Consider the following 14,476-nt stretch of genomic DNA (forward strand, 5'->3'; position numbering starts at 1 on the left):
CGCCTCCTTGCTCCGGCTGGGACCATAGCGCCCCGCCGGCCGATGGCGAAGCCCCGGCGATATTTCAGATTCTTTGCACGGCGGGGGCGACAAGCCGGCCCGCCGCCCCTATATGCCCGCCCAACCCAAGCGTGACTCCCGGGAAGGCCATGCTGACCACCCATCCATATGACGACGACAAGCTGCGCGAGGAGTGCGGCATATTCGGCATCTGGGGCGCGGAGACCGCCGCCGCGGTGACCGCGCTCGGCCTCCATGCGCTCCAGCATCGCGGCCAGGAAGCGGCCGGCATCACCTCGTGGGACGGCGCCGCCTTTCACAGCCACCGGGCGATGGGCCATGTGGCCGGCAATTTCGACAAGGATTCGGTGATCCGCGCGCTGGCCGGCCAGGCCTCCATCGGCCATGTCCGCTATTCGACGACCGGCGAGACGGCGATGCGCAACGTCCAGCCGCTCTTCGCCGAGCTCTCCACCGGCGGCTTCGCCGTCGCGCATAACGGCAATATCTCCAATGCGATGCGGCTGCGGCGCGAATTGAACGCGCGCGGCTCGATCTTCCAGTCGACCAGCGACACGGAAGTGATCATCCACCTGGTCGCGACCTCAACCTACCGCACCCTGCTCGACCGCTTCATCGATGCGCTGAAGCAGGTCGAGGGCGCCTACAGCCTCGTCTGCCTGACCGACGAGGGTCTGATCGCCTGCCGCGATCCGCGCGGCATCCGCCCGCTCGTCATGGGCCGGCTGGGCGAGGCCTATATCTTCGCGTCCGAAACCGTGGCGCTCGACGTGGTCGGCGCAACCTACCTGCGCACCGTCGAGCCGGGCGAGCTGGTGATCGTCTCCGAACAGGGCGTGCGGTCCTTGCGCCCCTTCGCGGCGGAGCGGCCGCGCCCGTGCATCTTCGAGCATGTCTATTTCTCGCGCCCCGACAGCATCGTCGACGGCTCCTCGGTCTATTCGGTCCGCAAGGCGATCGGCGCGGAGCTGGCACGGGAGAATCCGGTCGAGGCCGATTATGTCGTGCCGGTGCCCGATTCGGGCGTTCCCGCCGCGATCGGCTATGCCCAGGAAAGCGGCATTCCGTTCGAACTGGGCATCATCCGCTCCCACTATGTCGGGCGCACGTTCATCCAGCCGGGCGATCAGGTCCGCCATCTCGGCGTGAAGCTGAAGCACAATGCCAACAGCGCGCTGATCGCCGGCAGGAAGCTCGTCCTCATCGACGATTCCATCGTGCGCGGCACGACCAGCCTCAAGATCGTCCAGATGCTGCGCGAGGCCGGCGCGCGCGAGGTGCATATGCGGATCGCCAGCCCGCCGACGCGCCATAGCTGCTTCTACGGCGTCGATACGCCGGAGCGGAAGAAGCTCCTCGCCGCGCAGATGAACGTCGCGGAGATGAACAACTACATCAAGGCGGACAGCCTCGCCTTCCTCTCGATCGACGGCCTTTATCGCGCGCTGGGCGAAGTGGTGCGCGACGAGGAGGAACCGCAATATTGCGACGCCTGCTTTACCGGTGCCTATCCGACCCGCCTCACCGATCATGAGGACCAGGAGCAGCGCGATCAGCTCCTGCCGGCGCAAAGCTACGCCTGATGGCGGGGTTTCTTGAAGGAAAGCTGGCGCTGGTGACCGGCGCCAGCCGGGGGATCGGCGCGGCAACGGCGGAAGCGCTGGCCAGAGCGGGCGCGCATGTCGTGCTGACCGCGCGCACCGCCGAGGATCTGGAGGCGGTCGAGGAGCGCATCCACGCGGCCGGCGGCTCGGCGACGATCGCCCCGCTCGACCTCGCCGAGCCGGGCAGCATCGGTAAACTGGCCCAGGCGATCGGCGGACGCTGGGACGCGCTCGACGTGCTGGTGCTCAACGCCGCGATGCTCGGCACATTGGGACCGGTCGCGCAGATCGACGGCAAGGAGCTGAACAAGGTCTTCACGCTCAACGTGCTGGCCCAGCAGGCGATGATCGCCGCCTTCGATGCCATGTTGCGGCGGAGCGAGGCGGGGCGCCTCGTCGCCATCTCGTCCAGCGTCGGCGCGGCGCACCGGGCCTATTGGGGCGCTTACGGTTCGTCCAAGGCGGCGCTGGAGGCGCTGGCGACGAGCTATGCGCAGGAAATGGAGAATGTGACGGGCGTGAAGGTCGCGATCGTCGATCCCGGCGCGACCCGCACCGAGATGCGCGCCCGCGCCTTTCCCGGCGAGGATCCCGAAACGCTGAAGCCGCCCTCGGCCGTCGCCGATGCGATTCTGGAGCTGCTCGCCGGCGATTTCGAAACCGGCCACCGGCTCGTGCTCAATCGATAGGGAAGTTCGATCCCAGCATCGCGGTCAGCGCCTTGGCCGGCGCTTCGGCATAAGCGGCGCCCTCCCCCTCCGGCCGCGTCATCGCGGCGAGGTGCAGCGCGTTGAACAGACGGCCGAAGGCGCGCGCTTCGTCGCCCTTGATGCCATAAACCTCGGCCAGCATCGCGCTCACCATCATCTCGCGCCGGTCGTCGGCGATCCGCACGATCTCGGCGATCTCGGCATAATCGGCGGCGAGCGCGCGCACGCCCCGGTCCAGCGCCGGATCGGAGACGCCGCTCAGCGACAGCACCGCCATCAGCCGCTGCATGGGCGGCCCCTCGCTCTGCGCCGCCTGCGAGACGATCCGCGCCTCGGCATTGGCCCAATGCTCGGCCAGCTCGAGAGCGAGCGAGCCGATCCCCTTGAAATGCATGTTGAATGCGGCCGCGTCACGCTTCACCCGGTCGCACAGGCGCTCCACCGTCAGCGCTGCCGGGCCTTCACGGCGCAGGAGCTGGACGGCCAACACGATCCATTCGGCTTTGCGCATCTCGGCTTGCGGCGCGTCGGTCATGCGTGGGGCGTAACCGAAGGCCGAAGGAGCGGCAAGACGATCACGCCTTCGCCAGGGTGACCTGCGCGACGTCGATCCCGCCGCCGCGAAAGCCCCCTTCGCAATACATCAGATAATAGCGCCACAGAGCGTGGAAGGCGGCGTCGAAGCCATGGTCCAGGGCGCCGCGCGCGACCGCACTGTCATAGCTTTCGCGCCAGCGCCGCAGCGTCTCGGCATAATGGAGGCCATAACCGGCGCGGCCTTGCCATGACAGGCCCGCCTGCTCGGCGATGCTACGGAACCGCCCCTCCTCGATCAGCAGACCGCCGGGGAAGATATAGGCCTGGATGAAATCGGCATTGGCGGCATAGGCATCGAACAGGTCGCCCCGCATCGAGATGAGCTGCAACGCCGCCTTCCCGCCCGGTTTCAGCGCTTGGGCGATCGTCTGGAGATAGGCCGGCCAATATTCCTGCCCCACCGCCTCCACCATCTCGACGCTGGCGACGGCATCGAATTGTCCTTCGACATCGCGATAATCGAGGAGCCGGATGTCGACGCGGTCCGTCAAGCCCGCCGCGGCGAGTCGGGCATCGGTATAAGCTTTCTGTTCCTCGGAAAGGGTCAGGCCGACGACCTGCGCGCCATGTTCGTGCGCGGCGATCTCGGCGAGGCCGCCCCAGCCGCAGCCGATCTCGAGCAGGCGCTGGCCCGGCTTCAGGTCGAGCCGGTCGAGCAGCAGCCGAACCTTGCGCGCCTGCGCCGCCTCCAGCGGCTCGCTCGCCGCGATCGGCTCGGCGAAGACGGCGCTCGAATAGGTCATGCCGGGGTCCAGCCAGGTCGTGTAGAAATCGTTGCCGAGATCGTAATGGTGGGCGATGTTCCGCCGCGCGCGGCCGGGCGAATTGGCCCTGAGGGCATGGGCGATGTGGTTGACCAGCTTCCACGGTCCCTTCGCCCGCCCGGTCTCGCCCAAGGTCGCCGCGTTACGCATGAACAGTTCGAACAGGGCGACCGGTTCCGGGCTGGCCCATTCGCCCTTCGCCCAGGCCTTGTACCAGCCGACCGATCCGGACGTGGCGAGCCGGACCAGCGCGTGCCAGCTCCTGAGATGGACGCTCGCGACCGGCCCTGGCGCGCGATTGCCGAATATGCGGGTCGAGCCGTCCGGCAGCAGCGCCTCCAGCCGCCCCCCGGATATGCCCCGGTCGATGGCGTCGAGCACATGCGCGAACCCGCCCGCGAACAGGCGCGCGAACAGCCCTCCCCCGGTGGCGAAACCCCGGTCGGCGGCGACCAGATGAAGTCCCCTGCGCGTGGCCACGACGGCTAAATGGGCAGGATCGACCGCTGGCGCAAGCGAAGGATTGTAGGCCACGCGGCGTTATCCGGCCGGAAGCCGGGCCCGGGCGGACTCCACGCTGGCAGGATCGCCGCCCGGACCGGCTTCCGCCGGCGGGTCGGAGCGGGATCAAATCTCGCGCGGTTCCTTGGTCACTTCCCAGGTCTGCCCCTTGGCGACGAGGGCCTGGAGGTCGGCGGCCTTGCCGGCGGTGGCGGCCTCGGTCTGCTCCCTGACGGCGCTCTCGAAGGTGGGCCTGGGATCGTCGTAGATGACGCCCAGCGCCATCGGGAAGCTGCCGATCGGCATGTCGATCAGCATGTGGGCGACGGCGCGGTTGGCGGGATCGTGGACGATCACGCCCGCGCCTTCCCAGTCCCCGTCCGCCACATCGACCACCTTGAGGTTCAGCGCCTCGCGGTCCAGGGTCAGGCCCTTGGCGCCGCCGTCGAACAGCATCGGTTCGCCCGGCCTCAACCACAATTGCTTGCCGCTATGCTCCTTGGCGGTGAAAGGCGCGAACACGTCGTCATTGTAGACGATGCAGTTCTGGAAAATCTCGACGAAGGCCGTGCCCTTGTGGGCGTGCGCCGCCTTCAGCACGTCGGGCAGGTTCTTGTGCACGTCGATCGCGCGGGCGACGAAGCGGCCGCCGGAGCCCAATGCGAAGGCGCAGGGACGCACCGGCCGGTCCACCGATCCGAACGGCGTCGACGGGCTGCGCGTGCCGACCCGGCTGGTCGGGGAATATTGCCCCTTGGTCAGGCCGTAAATCTCGTTGTTGAACAGCAGGATCTGGCAATCGAGATTGCGCCTCAAGAGGTGCATCGTGTGATTGCCGCCGATCGACAGCGCATCGCCGTCGCCGGTGATGATCCACACGTCGAGCTCGGGATTGGCGAGCTTCACCCCCGTCGCCAGCGCCGGCGCGCGGCCGTGGATCGTGTGGAAGCCGTAGGTCTCCATATAATAGGGAAAGCGGCTCGAGCAGCCGATGCCGGAGACGAACACCGTATTCGCCGGATCGACGCCGAGATCGGGCATGGTGCGCTGCACCGCCTTCAGCACGGCATAATCGCCGCAGCCGGGGCACCAGCGCACCTCCTGATCGGTGGCGAAGTCCTTGGGGGTCAGCTTGACCATCTCGGTCATCGGATCAGCCTCGCATCGAATAATAAATGAGCGCACACACCACGACGAGCATCAGCAGCAGCGGGAGCAGACGGGGTGGGCCGTTCATCCCAGCGTCGCCTCGATCGCCGCTTCGATCTCGGCGATCTTGAAGGGCTGGCCGGAGGTCTTGTTGACCGGGCGGGCATCGACCAGATACTGGTCGCGCAGCAGGGTCTTGAGCTGGCCGGTGTTCATTTCCGGCACGATGACCCGCTCGTAAGACCTTAGAAGCTCACCCAGATTCTCCGGCAGCGGCCAGATGTGGCGGATGTGGATGTGGCTCACGTCCCGGCCCGCCTTGCGGGCGCGGCGGACGGCCTGGTGGATCGGGCCGAAGGTGGAGCCCCAGCCGACCACGGCGAGCTTGCCGCCCGGCTCGCCCAGGCACACATCCTGATCCGGGCAGCTCCCGGCGACGCCCAGCACCTTGCTCGCGCGGATATCGGTCATCGCCTGATGGTTGTCCGGCGCATAATCGATATGGCCGGTGCCGACATTCTTCTCGATGCCACCGATCCGGTGCATCAGCGCCGGCGTCCCCGGCCTGATCCAGACGCGCTTCAGCTTGTCGTCGCGCGCATAGGGATTGACCGCCTCGCCCTCGCCCGGCGCGTCCGTGTGGAACGCCACCTCGAACGGCGCATAACCGTCCATGTCCGGCACCTTCCAGGGCTCGGCGGCATTGGCGATATAGCCGTCGGTGAGCAGCATCACCGGCGTCATGTACTGGACGGCGATCCGGCAGGCCTCGATCGCGCAATCGAACGCATCGGCGGGAGAGCGCGCGGCGATGACCGGCATCGGCGCGTCGCCGTTGCGGCCATAGACGGCCTGGTAGAGGTCCGATTGCTCGGTCTTGGTCGGCAGGCCGGTCGAGGGCCCGCCGCGCTGCGAATTGACGATGACGAGCGGCAGCTCGGTCATGATCGCCAGCCCCATCGCCTCGGTCTTGAGCGCGATGCCGGGGCCGGACGAGGAGGTGACGCCCAGCGATCCAGCGAAGCTCGCGCCGATCGACGCGGCGATCGCGGCGATCTCGTCCTCCGCCTGGAAGGTGGTGACGCCATATTCCTTGAGGCGCGACAGGTGATGCAGGATCGCGCTGGCCGGCGTGATCGGATAGCCGCCGAAGAACATCGGCAGCCCGGCCAGCTTCGCGCCCGCCACCAGCCCCAGCGAGATCGCCTCGGCGCCGGTCACGGTGCGGTACAGGCCCGGCTCGACCGGCGCGGCGCCGACATGGTGCTGCGTCACCTGCCCGCCCAGCTCGGCCGTCTCGCCATAGGCGTGGCCGGCGTTCAATGCGGCGATGTTCGCCTCGGCGAGCTGCGGCGCCTTGGCGAACTTAGCGTTCAGCCAGGCGACGATGGGCTCGCGATCGCGATCGAACATCCACAGCGCCAGCCCCAGCGTCCACATATTCTTGCAGCGCAGCGCCTCCTTGTTGCCGAGGCCGAAGGGCTTCACGGCGTCGAGGGTGAGCTGCGAAATGTTGAGCTTCATCACCTGCCATTTGGCGAGCTGATCGTCCTCCAGCGGATTGGCCTCGTAGCCCGCCTTGGCGAGGTTGCGCGCGCCGAACTCGCCTTCGTCGGCGATGATCAGGCCGCCGGCCTTCAAATCCGCGACATTGGTCTTCAACGCCGCCGGATTCATCGCGATCAGCACGTCGGGCGCGTCGCCCGCCGTCTCGATCGCCGCCGAGCCGAAATTGATCTGGAAGGCCGAGACGCCGAAGGTCGTTCCCTGCGGCGCGCGAATCTCCGCCGGGAAATCCGGGAAGGTCGCGAGATCGTTGCCCGCGAGCGCGGTGGAGAGGGTGAACTGACCGCCGGTCAGCTGCATGCCGTCGCCGGAATCGCCGGCGAAACGAACGACCACCGCCTCGAGCGGCGCGTCGGATCGGGCGTCTTGCGATGTCTGGTAATGGGTGGCCGTGGCCAAGATGAAATCCTTATCCTCTCACGCGCGCGGACCCTAGACCCGCGCGAGCGGCGCGACAACCGTCCGTGGACGCCTTGGGTGGCACAGGCAGGCCGCAGACCATAGATAGGAAATCCGAATCGCAATCCCAGGGAGACAGGATGGCGGATCCCCTCGCCTATCGCCCCGCGGCGGGCGTGATGCTGATCAATCCGGCCCGACAGGTCTGGGTCGGCCAGCGGCTCGATTCGACGCTTGAGGCCTGGCAAATGCCGCAGGGCGGGCTCGACGAGGGCGAGGCCCCGCTGGCGGGCGCGCTGCGCGAGCTGGAGGAGGAGACCGGCATCCGGCGCGATCTGGTCGAACTCATCGCCCAGGCGAAAGGCGAGCTGACCTACGATCTGCCGGACGAGCTGGTCGGCAAGCTGTGGAAGGGCAAATGGCGCGGCCAGCGGCAAAGCTGGTTCCTGATGCGCTTCAACGGCACCGACGCGGATGTGAACCTCGCCACCGAACATCCCGAATTCCGCGCTTGGCGCTGGGTGGCGCCGGTGGAGCTTCCGGCCTTGATCGTGCCGTTCAAGAAGAAGCTTTATGAAGATGTTCTGGATGCCTTCTCCGACTGGTTGTGAAATTCCGAGGTTTTTTGAGATGATCGTTCGCACCCTCCTGGCCACCCTGCTGATCGTCTACGCCGCCCCTGCCCTCGCGCGCGGCGACGTCGATCCGCCAGTCGCGGTGCAGATCGAGCCGGCGGCAGCAGCAGCCGAAGAGGCGCCGGCGGCGGAAGAGGAGCAGGAGCCGCAATTGCCGCCGACCGTGCAGCAGATGGTCGACGACGCCTTCGCCACCGGCAATGACGCGGAGATCGCGGCGGTGGTGAAGTTCGCCCGACGCGCGCATCCCGAATTCGCCGGGGAGCTCAACGCCCGGCTCGCGGCGCGCAACGAGGAGCGGCAGGCGGCGCGGCAGACCCGGCTCGCCCGGCGCGGCGTGCTCGAAAACTGGTCTGGCCGCGGCGAAATCGGCGCCTCGCGCACCTCGGGCAATGTCGACAATCTCGGCATCTTCGCCTCGCTCAATGCGACGCGCGAGGGGCTGCGCTGGCGCCATCAGGTCCGCGCCAGCGCCCAGATCCAGGAGATCAACGGCTTCCGCACCCAGGAGCGGCTGCTGCTGACATACGAGCCGCACTACAAGGTGAACGAGCGGCTTTCGACCTATGCGCTGCTCCAGGCGGAGCGCGATCCGCCGCTCGGCTTCGACGGCCGTTATTCGGCCTCGGTCGGTCTCGGCTATGCGCTGGTGAAGACGCCGCGCTTCAACGTCGACCTCCAGGGCGGCCCCGCCTTCCGTCACACCGAATTCACCGACGGTTTCAACGAGGACACGATCTCCGGCCGTGCCGCCCTCGATGCGCGGCTGCGCCTGCGTCCCGGCGTGACGCTGACGCAGACCGCATCGGCCTTCATCGATTCCGGCAGCAACACCTTCACCTCCGCGACCGGTCTCGAAACGCAGATCATCGGCGCGTTGTCGGCCCGGCTTTCCTACAATCTCCAATATGAGAGCGAGCCGGTGCCCGGCCGCGTCTCGACCGACACGCAGAGCCGCGTCACGCTCGTTTACGGTTTCTAGGCCGGGGGTTCCGGCGGACGCCGCGTCCGGCTAGACAGCTTCGATGCAATCGCTGGACGCACAGGAACGGGCCGCAATCACGCGCGCCGCCGATGCGCCGATGCTGGATCAGGTCATGGCCTGGTCCGCGATCAACAGCGGCTCGCGCAATCTGGACGGCCTGGCGACCATGGCCGGCCTGCTCGCCGACTCCTTTTCCGTGCTGCCGGGCGAGCTGGCGCTGTTCGATCCGGCGCCGGTCGAGGCGATGCTGCCTGACGGGGCGCTGCGGTCGGTGCCGCATGGCCGCAACCTGCATCTGAGGGTGCGGCCCGAGGCCCCCGTCCAGCTCCTCTTCACCGGCCATATGGACACGGTGTTCGGCGTCGATCATCCCTTCCAGACCGTCTTCTGGCGCGAGGAAGGCGTGCTCGGCGGACCGGGCGTCGCGGACATGAAGGGCGGCATCGCGGTGATGCTCGCGGCCCTGCAGGCGATCGAGGCAGTCGGCGCACCCGGGCTCGGCTATGAAGTCGTCCTCAACAGCGACGAGGAGGTCGGCTCGCCCGGCTCGGGGGCGTTGATCGCGGCGGCGGCGCGCGGCAAGGCGGCGGCCTTGACCTACGAGCCCTCCGCCCTCCCCGACGGCACCCTTGCCGGCGCGCGGCCGGGCAGCGGCAATTTCTCGATCCGGATCACCGGCCGTGCCGCCCATGCCGGGCGCAATCCGGAGGAAGGCCGCAACGCGCTGCTGGCCGCCGCCGATCTCGCGCTCCGGCTGGCCGCCGGCAAGCGCGACGGGCTCAGCGTCAATCCGGCGAAGATCGACGGCGGCGGGCAGAACAATGTCGTGCCGGACCATGCCGTACTGCGCGTCAACCTGCGCCCCCGCTCGCCGGAATTACAGGCCGCGGCGCAGGCTTTGCTCGACGACAGCATCGCGGCGGTCGCGGCTGCGCATGACGTTTCCGTCCACGTCCATGGCGGCTTCGCCCGCGCGCCCAAGCCGCTCGACGACAGGGCGCTTGCCCTGTTCGGGCTCGTAAAGCGCTGCGGCGCCGATCTCGGCCAGGACATAGACTGGCGTGACACGGGCGGAGTGTGCGACGGCAACAACATCGCCGCCTGCGGCGTGCCGGTGGTGGATACGATGGGGGTGCGCGGCGGCGCGATCCATTCGGACCAGGAATTTCTGATCGCGGCCAGCCTGGCCGAGCGCGCGCAATTGTCCGCGCTCACCATCTTGCGGCTGGCCAAAGGGGAGGGTTTGTGAGCTTCAGGGTGCGTCCGGCGAAAGCCGGGGATTTCCAGGCGATCTACGAAATGGCGAAGCTGACCGGCGGCGGCTTCACCAATCTGCCCGCCGACAAGGGCACTCTGGTCGCCAAGCTCGCCCGTTCCGACAACGCGCTGGCGCGGACCGAGGACAGCGCGGAAGGCGACCTGTTCGTCTTCGTGCTCGAAAATGCCGAAACCGGCCAGATTCGCGGCACCTGCCAGGTGTTCAGCCGGGTCGGCATCCGCGAGCCCTTCTACAGCTACCGGGTCAGCACGCTCACCCAGACCTCGCCGGAACTGGGCCGGACCTTCCGCGCCGAGATGCTGACGCTCTGCACCGATTTCGAGGGGAGCTCCGAAGTGGGCGGCCTGTTCCTCCATCCGAACGAGCGGGCCGGCGGGCTCGGCGTGCTGCTGGCGCGCAGCCGCTACCTGTTCATCAGGCTCCACCGTGCCCGCTTCGCCGACAAGGTGCTGGCCGAATTGCGGGGCGTGATCGACGAGGCCGGCGGCTCGCCCTTCTGGGACGCGATCGCCGGGCGCTTCTTCGGCATGACCTTCCAGGAGGCCGACAGCTTCAACGGCGCGCACGGCACCCGCTTCATCGCCGATCTCATGCCCAAGACGCCGATCTACACCGCGATGCTGCCGGAAAGCGCGCGCGCGATCATGGGCGTCCCCCACCCCTCCGGCCGCGCCGCGATGCGGATGCTGGAGCAGGAAGGCTTCACCGGCGACGGCTATGTCGACATTTTCGACGGCGGCCCGACCATGGCCGCCGCGACCGACAATATCCGCACGATCCGCGAGGCGCGCCAACTGACCTTGAGCGAGATCGGCGAAGCGCCGGACGCGATCCGGATGATGCTCGCCGCCGGCGACCGGCGCGATTTCGCCGCCGGCTATGGCAAGGTCGCGATCCGGGACGATGGTTCGGCGACGCTGGACGCGGCCAGTGCCGCTCTGCTTGGGCTGGAAGTGGACGACGCCTTCCTCGCCGTTGGGCGCTAGGCCATGGCGCTGGTCGAGATCAATTTCGATGGGATCGTCGGGCCGACCCACAATTATGCGGGGCTGAGCTTCGGAAATCTCGCCGCCACCGCCAACAAGGGCGAAACCGCCTATCCCCGCGCCGCCGCGCTGCAGGGGATCGCGAAAATGCGGCACAATCTGCGGCTCGGGCTCGTCCAGGGTCTGCTGCTGCCGCACCGCCGGCCGGATCATGATTGGCTGGCCTCGCTGGGTACCAGCGCGGAGCAGGCGTCGGACACGCTGCTCGCCGCCGCCCTCTCCGCCTCGTCCATGTGGGCGGCCAATGCGGCGACCGTCTCCCCGGCCCCCGATACGGCGGACGGGCGTTGTCACCTGACGGTCGCGAACCTCAATACGATGGCGCATCGCAGCCACGAATGGCCGGAGACGCTGGCGCAGCTCCGCCTCGCCTTTGCCGACGCGGCGCATTTCGCCGTCCATCCGCCCGTCCCCGCCACCTTCGGCGACGAGGGCGCGGCCAATCATATGCGCCTCGCCGCGCATCACGGCGCGCCGGGCGTGGAGGTCTTCGTCTATGGCGTGCGCGGCGGCGCCTTTCCGGCGCGCCAGCATGTCGAGGCGAGCCGGGCGCTGGCGCGGCTGAACCGGGTCGATCCGCGGCGCAGCCTGTTCGTCGCCCAGTCCGAGGAGGCGATCGCCGCCGGCGCCTTCCACAACGATGTCGTGGCCGTCGCCAACGAACATGTCCTGTTCGCCCATGAGCAGGCCTTCGCGAACAAGGACAGCTTCTACGCCGACTTGCGGCGCCTGCTGCCTGAGGTCGAGATCGTCGAGGCGCCGGCCAGCCTGGTCAGCCTCGAAGACGCTGTGAAATCCTATCTCTTCAACGCCCAGCTCGTCAGCCTGCCCGAAGGCGGCATGGCTTTGGTGCTGCCCGAGGAGGCACGTGAAACGCCGCGCGTCTGGGCCTGGCTGGAACAGATGGCCGCCGGCAACGGGCCGATCCGCCGGCTCGCACTGGTCGATGTGCGCCAGTCCATGGCCAATGGCGGGGGCCCGGCCTGCCTGCGCCTGCGCGTCGTCGCCGATCCCGCCACGGTCGATTCCCGCTTCCTGGTCGATGAGACGAAGCTGGACGCGATCGCGGCGGTGATCGCCGAGACATGGCCCGAGGCGGTCGCGCCCGACGGTCTCGTCGATCCCGCCTTGTGGGCACGCGCGGCCGAGGTACGCGGCGCGCTGCTCGATCTGCTGGGTCTTTCCGAGCTGGCCTGAGCGGAACGGCCGTCGCGCGCCGCTCGTTTTCTCCTTCGAAGGAGAAAGCCCATGCCCGCCAAGTCCGCCGCCCAGCAAAAGGCCGCCGGCGCCGCTCTGTCCGCCAAGCGCGGCGACACGCCCAGGAGCAAGCTCAAGGGCGCTTCCAAGTCGATGGTCGAATCGATGAGCGAGAAGGAGCTTGAGGAGCTCGCCTCCACGAAGCGCAAGGGCAAGCCCGAGCGCGTCGGGAACTAGTTCGCCGGGCGGTTCAGCCGGACGATCACGTCGTCGATATGGACGCCGCCGCGCTCGATCAGCAGGTTCTGGTAATTGCGCTCGTCCTCCCGCGTGGTCGCCGGAATGTCGCCCTCCACGCGGAAACGGCGGCGGACATAGGTGGACAGCTCGCCCGCCGTGACGATCCCGTCGCCGTCGTCGTCCGCCTCGCCGGTTATGCCGGCGCGCAGGAAATAGGACAGGAACCCGCCCGCCTGGAAACGGCTGGCGACGAGGCTGGTGAGATCCTCCTCCGAGCTGAACATGCCGACCACGTTCGGCCGGTCGACCAGGCTGCGGAAGCCGCCCGCATAGCAGGCGTCGATCACCAGCAGCGACATGCGCGCCTGCACGCTGGCGAAGAGCGGCGCCAGCTCGCTGTCGCGCATCGCCCTGTCATAAAGTTCGATCGTTTCCGCGCGCCCGTCCAGTTCAGCCGCACTGACGTCCACGTCGATCTGATCGCCATGGCCGGAAAAGAGGAACAGGAACAGGTCCTCCGGTCCGGCCGCAGCGGCGATGCGGCGGAAGGCGTCCGACACGCTTTTGCGTGTCGCCTGCGCGTTGGTGAGCGCGACGCTGGCCGGATGGAGCAGGCCGGCTTCGCGCAGGTCCGCATAGAGCTCGGATGCATCGTCGTCCGTGTTCGGCAGGTTGGAGGTGCGGCCGCCATAATCGGCCACGCCGACCGCCAGGGCGATCACCCGCGGCCCGCCCGGCACGTTCGCCTGGCGCGCCAAGCCGGGACTCCGCTCCAGGGTCAGACGATATTCGCCCGCCGCACGCGGCAAGAAGCTCGTCGCCACGATCACATATTCGCCGTCCTCCGGCAGCACGACGTCGATCCGGCTGTCGGTCGATCGCGCGCCTTCGATTCGGCCGTCGTCGTTGAAATCCTCCGTGCCGTCGGGGTGGCGGAGCGCCAGATAGGTGTCGAGCTTGGCCGATCGCATCTCGATCCGTACCCGCTCGCCGCGCCGTGCGGTGAAGCGGTACTGATCGGCATAATGATCGGCTTCGCGCCGTCCGTCGCGCGCCTCGAGGCGGCCGTTCACGCTGGCGCCGAGCTGGATCGCGGCGGCCGGCGGCGGCCGATCGATCGCCGCGTCCGCCGGCGGCGTGGCGGCCGACAGGCGATAGACGCCCGTCTCGCCCGGCCGGAAGGAGGTGACGGAGATGCGGTAGGTGCCGTCGGACGGCAGCTCGACGACGAGCCGGCTGTCCAGTCCTTCGCCGCCGTCCGCGTCATCGTTGATGAGGTTGAAGCCGTCCGGGCCGGTGACCAGCAGGAAGGCATCGAAATCGGAGGAAGAAAGTCGCAGATCGACGCGCTGCCCACGCCGTCCCTGCAGGACATAGACATCCTCGAACTTGCCGGAGCGGCGGCGGACATCGCCCTGGGCGAGCGTGCCGTCCACGCTTTGCCCGGAGGCGATCGCCACCGGCGCAGGCCCCGCGCTGTCCTGCGCATACGCCGGCGACAGGCCAAGCGACAAAGCCGCCGCGACGATGAAACCCCAACGCGTCATACGCACACCCCCCAACCCGCATCGCGATAGATGCCGGGCCGCCATGAAGGAAGGCTGAATTCAGTGGAAAAAGAAATGGCGCGCCCGGAAGGATTCGAACCTCCGGCCCCCAGATTCGTAGTCTGGTGCTCTATCCAGCTGAGCTACGGGCGCGCGGGAAGGGGCGACATAGGGGCAAGATCGCAGGGGCGCAAGCCCTTGGTTGCCCGCTTCGCCGCCCCCGAATAGAGAAGGCC

General features: G+C 68.2%; 13 protein-coding genes and 1 tRNA gene. 8 read left to right on the forward strand and 6 right to left on the reverse strand.

Going from position 1 to position 14,476, the window contains the following annotated elements:
* Positions 1 to 149 precede the first annotated feature (149 nt).
* Complete coding sequence (locus KF780_10105) at positions 150 to 1,604, forward strand: amidophosphoribosyltransferase (GenBank protein MBX3562149.1); 1,455 nt, start codon at positions 150 to 152, stop codon at positions 1,602 to 1,604.
* Entirely contained in the window at positions 1,604 to 2,314 is a 711-nt protein-coding gene (locus KF780_10110) for an SDR family NAD(P)-dependent oxidoreductase (protein MBX3562150.1), read from the forward strand. The genes KF780_10105 and KF780_10110 overlap by 1 nt, the downstream gene beginning before the upstream one ends.
* Here the strand turns inward: KF780_10110 and KF780_10115 are convergent.
* The 4 genes from KF780_10115 to KF780_10130 all read right to left on the reverse strand — a co-directional run bounded on the left by KF780_10115 (position 2,304) and on the right by KF780_10130 (position 7,311).
* Positions 2,304 to 2,870, reverse strand: a complete 567-nt coding sequence (locus KF780_10115; protein MBX3562151.1) for a hypothetical protein — start codon at positions 2,868 to 2,870, stop codon at positions 2,304 to 2,306. The genes KF780_10110 and KF780_10115 overlap by 11 nt on opposite strands.
* Before the next feature lie 40 nt (positions 2,871 to 2,910).
* A complete protein-coding gene (locus KF780_10120; GenBank protein ID MBX3562152.1) occupies positions 2,911 to 4,176 on the reverse strand; it encodes a class I SAM-dependent methyltransferase in 1,266 nt (421 codons plus the stop codon).
* 147 nt (positions 4,177 to 4,323) lie between these two features.
* Entirely contained in the window at positions 4,324 to 5,346 is a 1,023-nt protein-coding gene (locus tag KF780_10125) for a 2-oxoacid:ferredoxin oxidoreductase subunit beta (GenBank protein ID MBX3562153.1), read from the reverse strand.
* An 84-nt stretch (positions 5,347 to 5,430) separates the two neighbouring features.
* Positions 5,431 to 7,311: a 2-oxoacid:acceptor oxidoreductase subunit alpha gene (locus tag KF780_10130; GenBank protein ID MBX3562154.1), complete on the reverse strand. Its 1,881-nt coding sequence runs from the start codon at positions 7,309 to 7,311 to the stop codon at positions 5,431 to 5,433.
* A 140-nt stretch (positions 7,312 to 7,451) separates the two neighbouring features.
* Between KF780_10130 and KF780_10135 the strand changes: the two genes are divergently transcribed.
* From KF780_10135 to KF780_10160, 6 genes are read left to right on the forward strand one after another with little or no spacing between them, the layout of a single operon-like run.
* A complete protein-coding gene (locus tag KF780_10135; GenBank protein ID MBX3562155.1) occupies positions 7,452 to 7,922 on the forward strand; it encodes an RNA pyrophosphohydrolase in 471 nt (156 codons plus the stop codon).
* Between the two features lie 19 nt (positions 7,923 to 7,941).
* The gene (locus KF780_10140) at positions 7,942 to 8,928 is read left to right on the forward strand and encodes a DUF481 domain-containing protein (GenBank protein MBX3562156.1); all 987 of its coding nucleotides are present in this window, start codon (positions 7,942 to 7,944) and stop codon (positions 8,926 to 8,928) included.
* Positions 8,929 to 8,971: 43 nt separating this feature from the next.
* Positions 8,972 to 10,180, forward strand: coding sequence for a hydrolase (locus KF780_10145; GenBank protein MBX3562157.1), 1,209 nt, complete (start codon positions 8,972 to 8,974; stop codon positions 10,178 to 10,180).
* Entirely contained in the window at positions 10,177 to 11,196 is a 1,020-nt protein-coding gene (locus KF780_10150; protein ID MBX3562158.1) for an arginine N-succinyltransferase, read from the forward strand. The genes KF780_10145 and KF780_10150 overlap by 4 nt, the downstream gene beginning before the upstream one ends.
* A gap of 3 nt (positions 11,197 to 11,199) precedes the next feature.
* Positions 11,200 to 12,453, forward strand: coding sequence for an N-succinylarginine dihydrolase (locus KF780_10155; GenBank protein ID MBX3562159.1), 1,254 nt, complete (start codon positions 11,200 to 11,202; stop codon positions 12,451 to 12,453).
* 51 nt (positions 12,454 to 12,504) lie between these two features.
* Positions 12,505 to 12,690 carry a DUF3008 family protein gene (locus KF780_10160; protein ID MBX3562160.1) on the forward strand — a complete coding sequence of 62 codons (186 nt, stop codon included), beginning with the start codon at positions 12,505 to 12,507 and terminating at the stop codon, positions 12,688 to 12,690.
* Here the strand turns inward: KF780_10160 and KF780_10165 are convergent.
* Entirely contained in the window at positions 12,687 to 14,240 is a 1,554-nt protein-coding gene (locus KF780_10165) for a caspase family protein (protein MBX3562161.1), read from the reverse strand. The two genes, KF780_10160 and KF780_10165, sit on opposite strands and share 4 nt — an antisense overlap.
* A 76-nt stretch (positions 14,241 to 14,316) precedes the next feature.
* Positions 14,317 to 14,393: transfer RNA gene (locus KF780_10170), tRNA-Arg, on the reverse strand.
* Positions 14,394 to 14,476 lie beyond the last annotated feature (83 nt).

It is taken from the genome of Sphingomonas sp. (assembly GCA_019635535.1).
Lineage (GTDB): Bacteria > Pseudomonadota > Alphaproteobacteria > Sphingomonadales > Sphingomonadaceae > Allosphingosinicella.

Bases quoted from the DNA above. Each gene is read 5' to 3' on its own strand.
- KF780_10145 (MBX3562157.1), top strand. From the start codon at position 8,972: ATGCAATCGCTGGACGCACAGGAACGGGCCGCAATCACGCGCGCCGCC.
- KF780_10165 (MBX3562161.1), bottom strand. From the start codon at position 14,240: ATGACGCGTTGGGGTTTCATCGTCGCGGCGGCTTTGTCGCTTGGCCTG.
- KF780_10135 (MBX3562155.1), top strand. From the start codon at position 7,452: ATGGCGGATCCCCTCGCCTATCGCCCCGCGGCGGGCGTGATGCTGATC.
- KF780_10140 (MBX3562156.1), top strand. From the start codon at position 7,942: ATGATCGTTCGCACCCTCCTGGCCACCCTGCTGATCGTCTACGCCGCC.
- KF780_10105 (MBX3562149.1), top strand. From the start codon at position 150: ATGCTGACCACCCATCCATATGACGACGACAAGCTGCGCGAGGAGTGC.
- KF780_10160 (MBX3562160.1), top strand. From the start codon at position 12,505: ATGCCCGCCAAGTCCGCCGCCCAGCAAAAGGCCGCCGGCGCCGCTCTG.
- KF780_10125 (MBX3562153.1), bottom strand. From the start codon at position 5,346: ATGACCGAGATGGTCAAGCTGACCCCCAAGGACTTCGCCACCGATCAG.
- KF780_10155 (MBX3562159.1), top strand. From the start codon at position 11,200: ATGGCGCTGGTCGAGATCAATTTCGATGGGATCGTCGGGCCGACCCAC.
- KF780_10110 (MBX3562150.1), top strand. From the start codon at position 1,604: ATGGCGGGGTTTCTTGAAGGAAAGCTGGCGCTGGTGACCGGCGCCAGC.
- KF780_10115 (MBX3562151.1), bottom strand. From the start codon at position 2,870: ATGACCGACGCGCCGCAAGCCGAGATGCGCAAAGCCGAATGGATCGTG.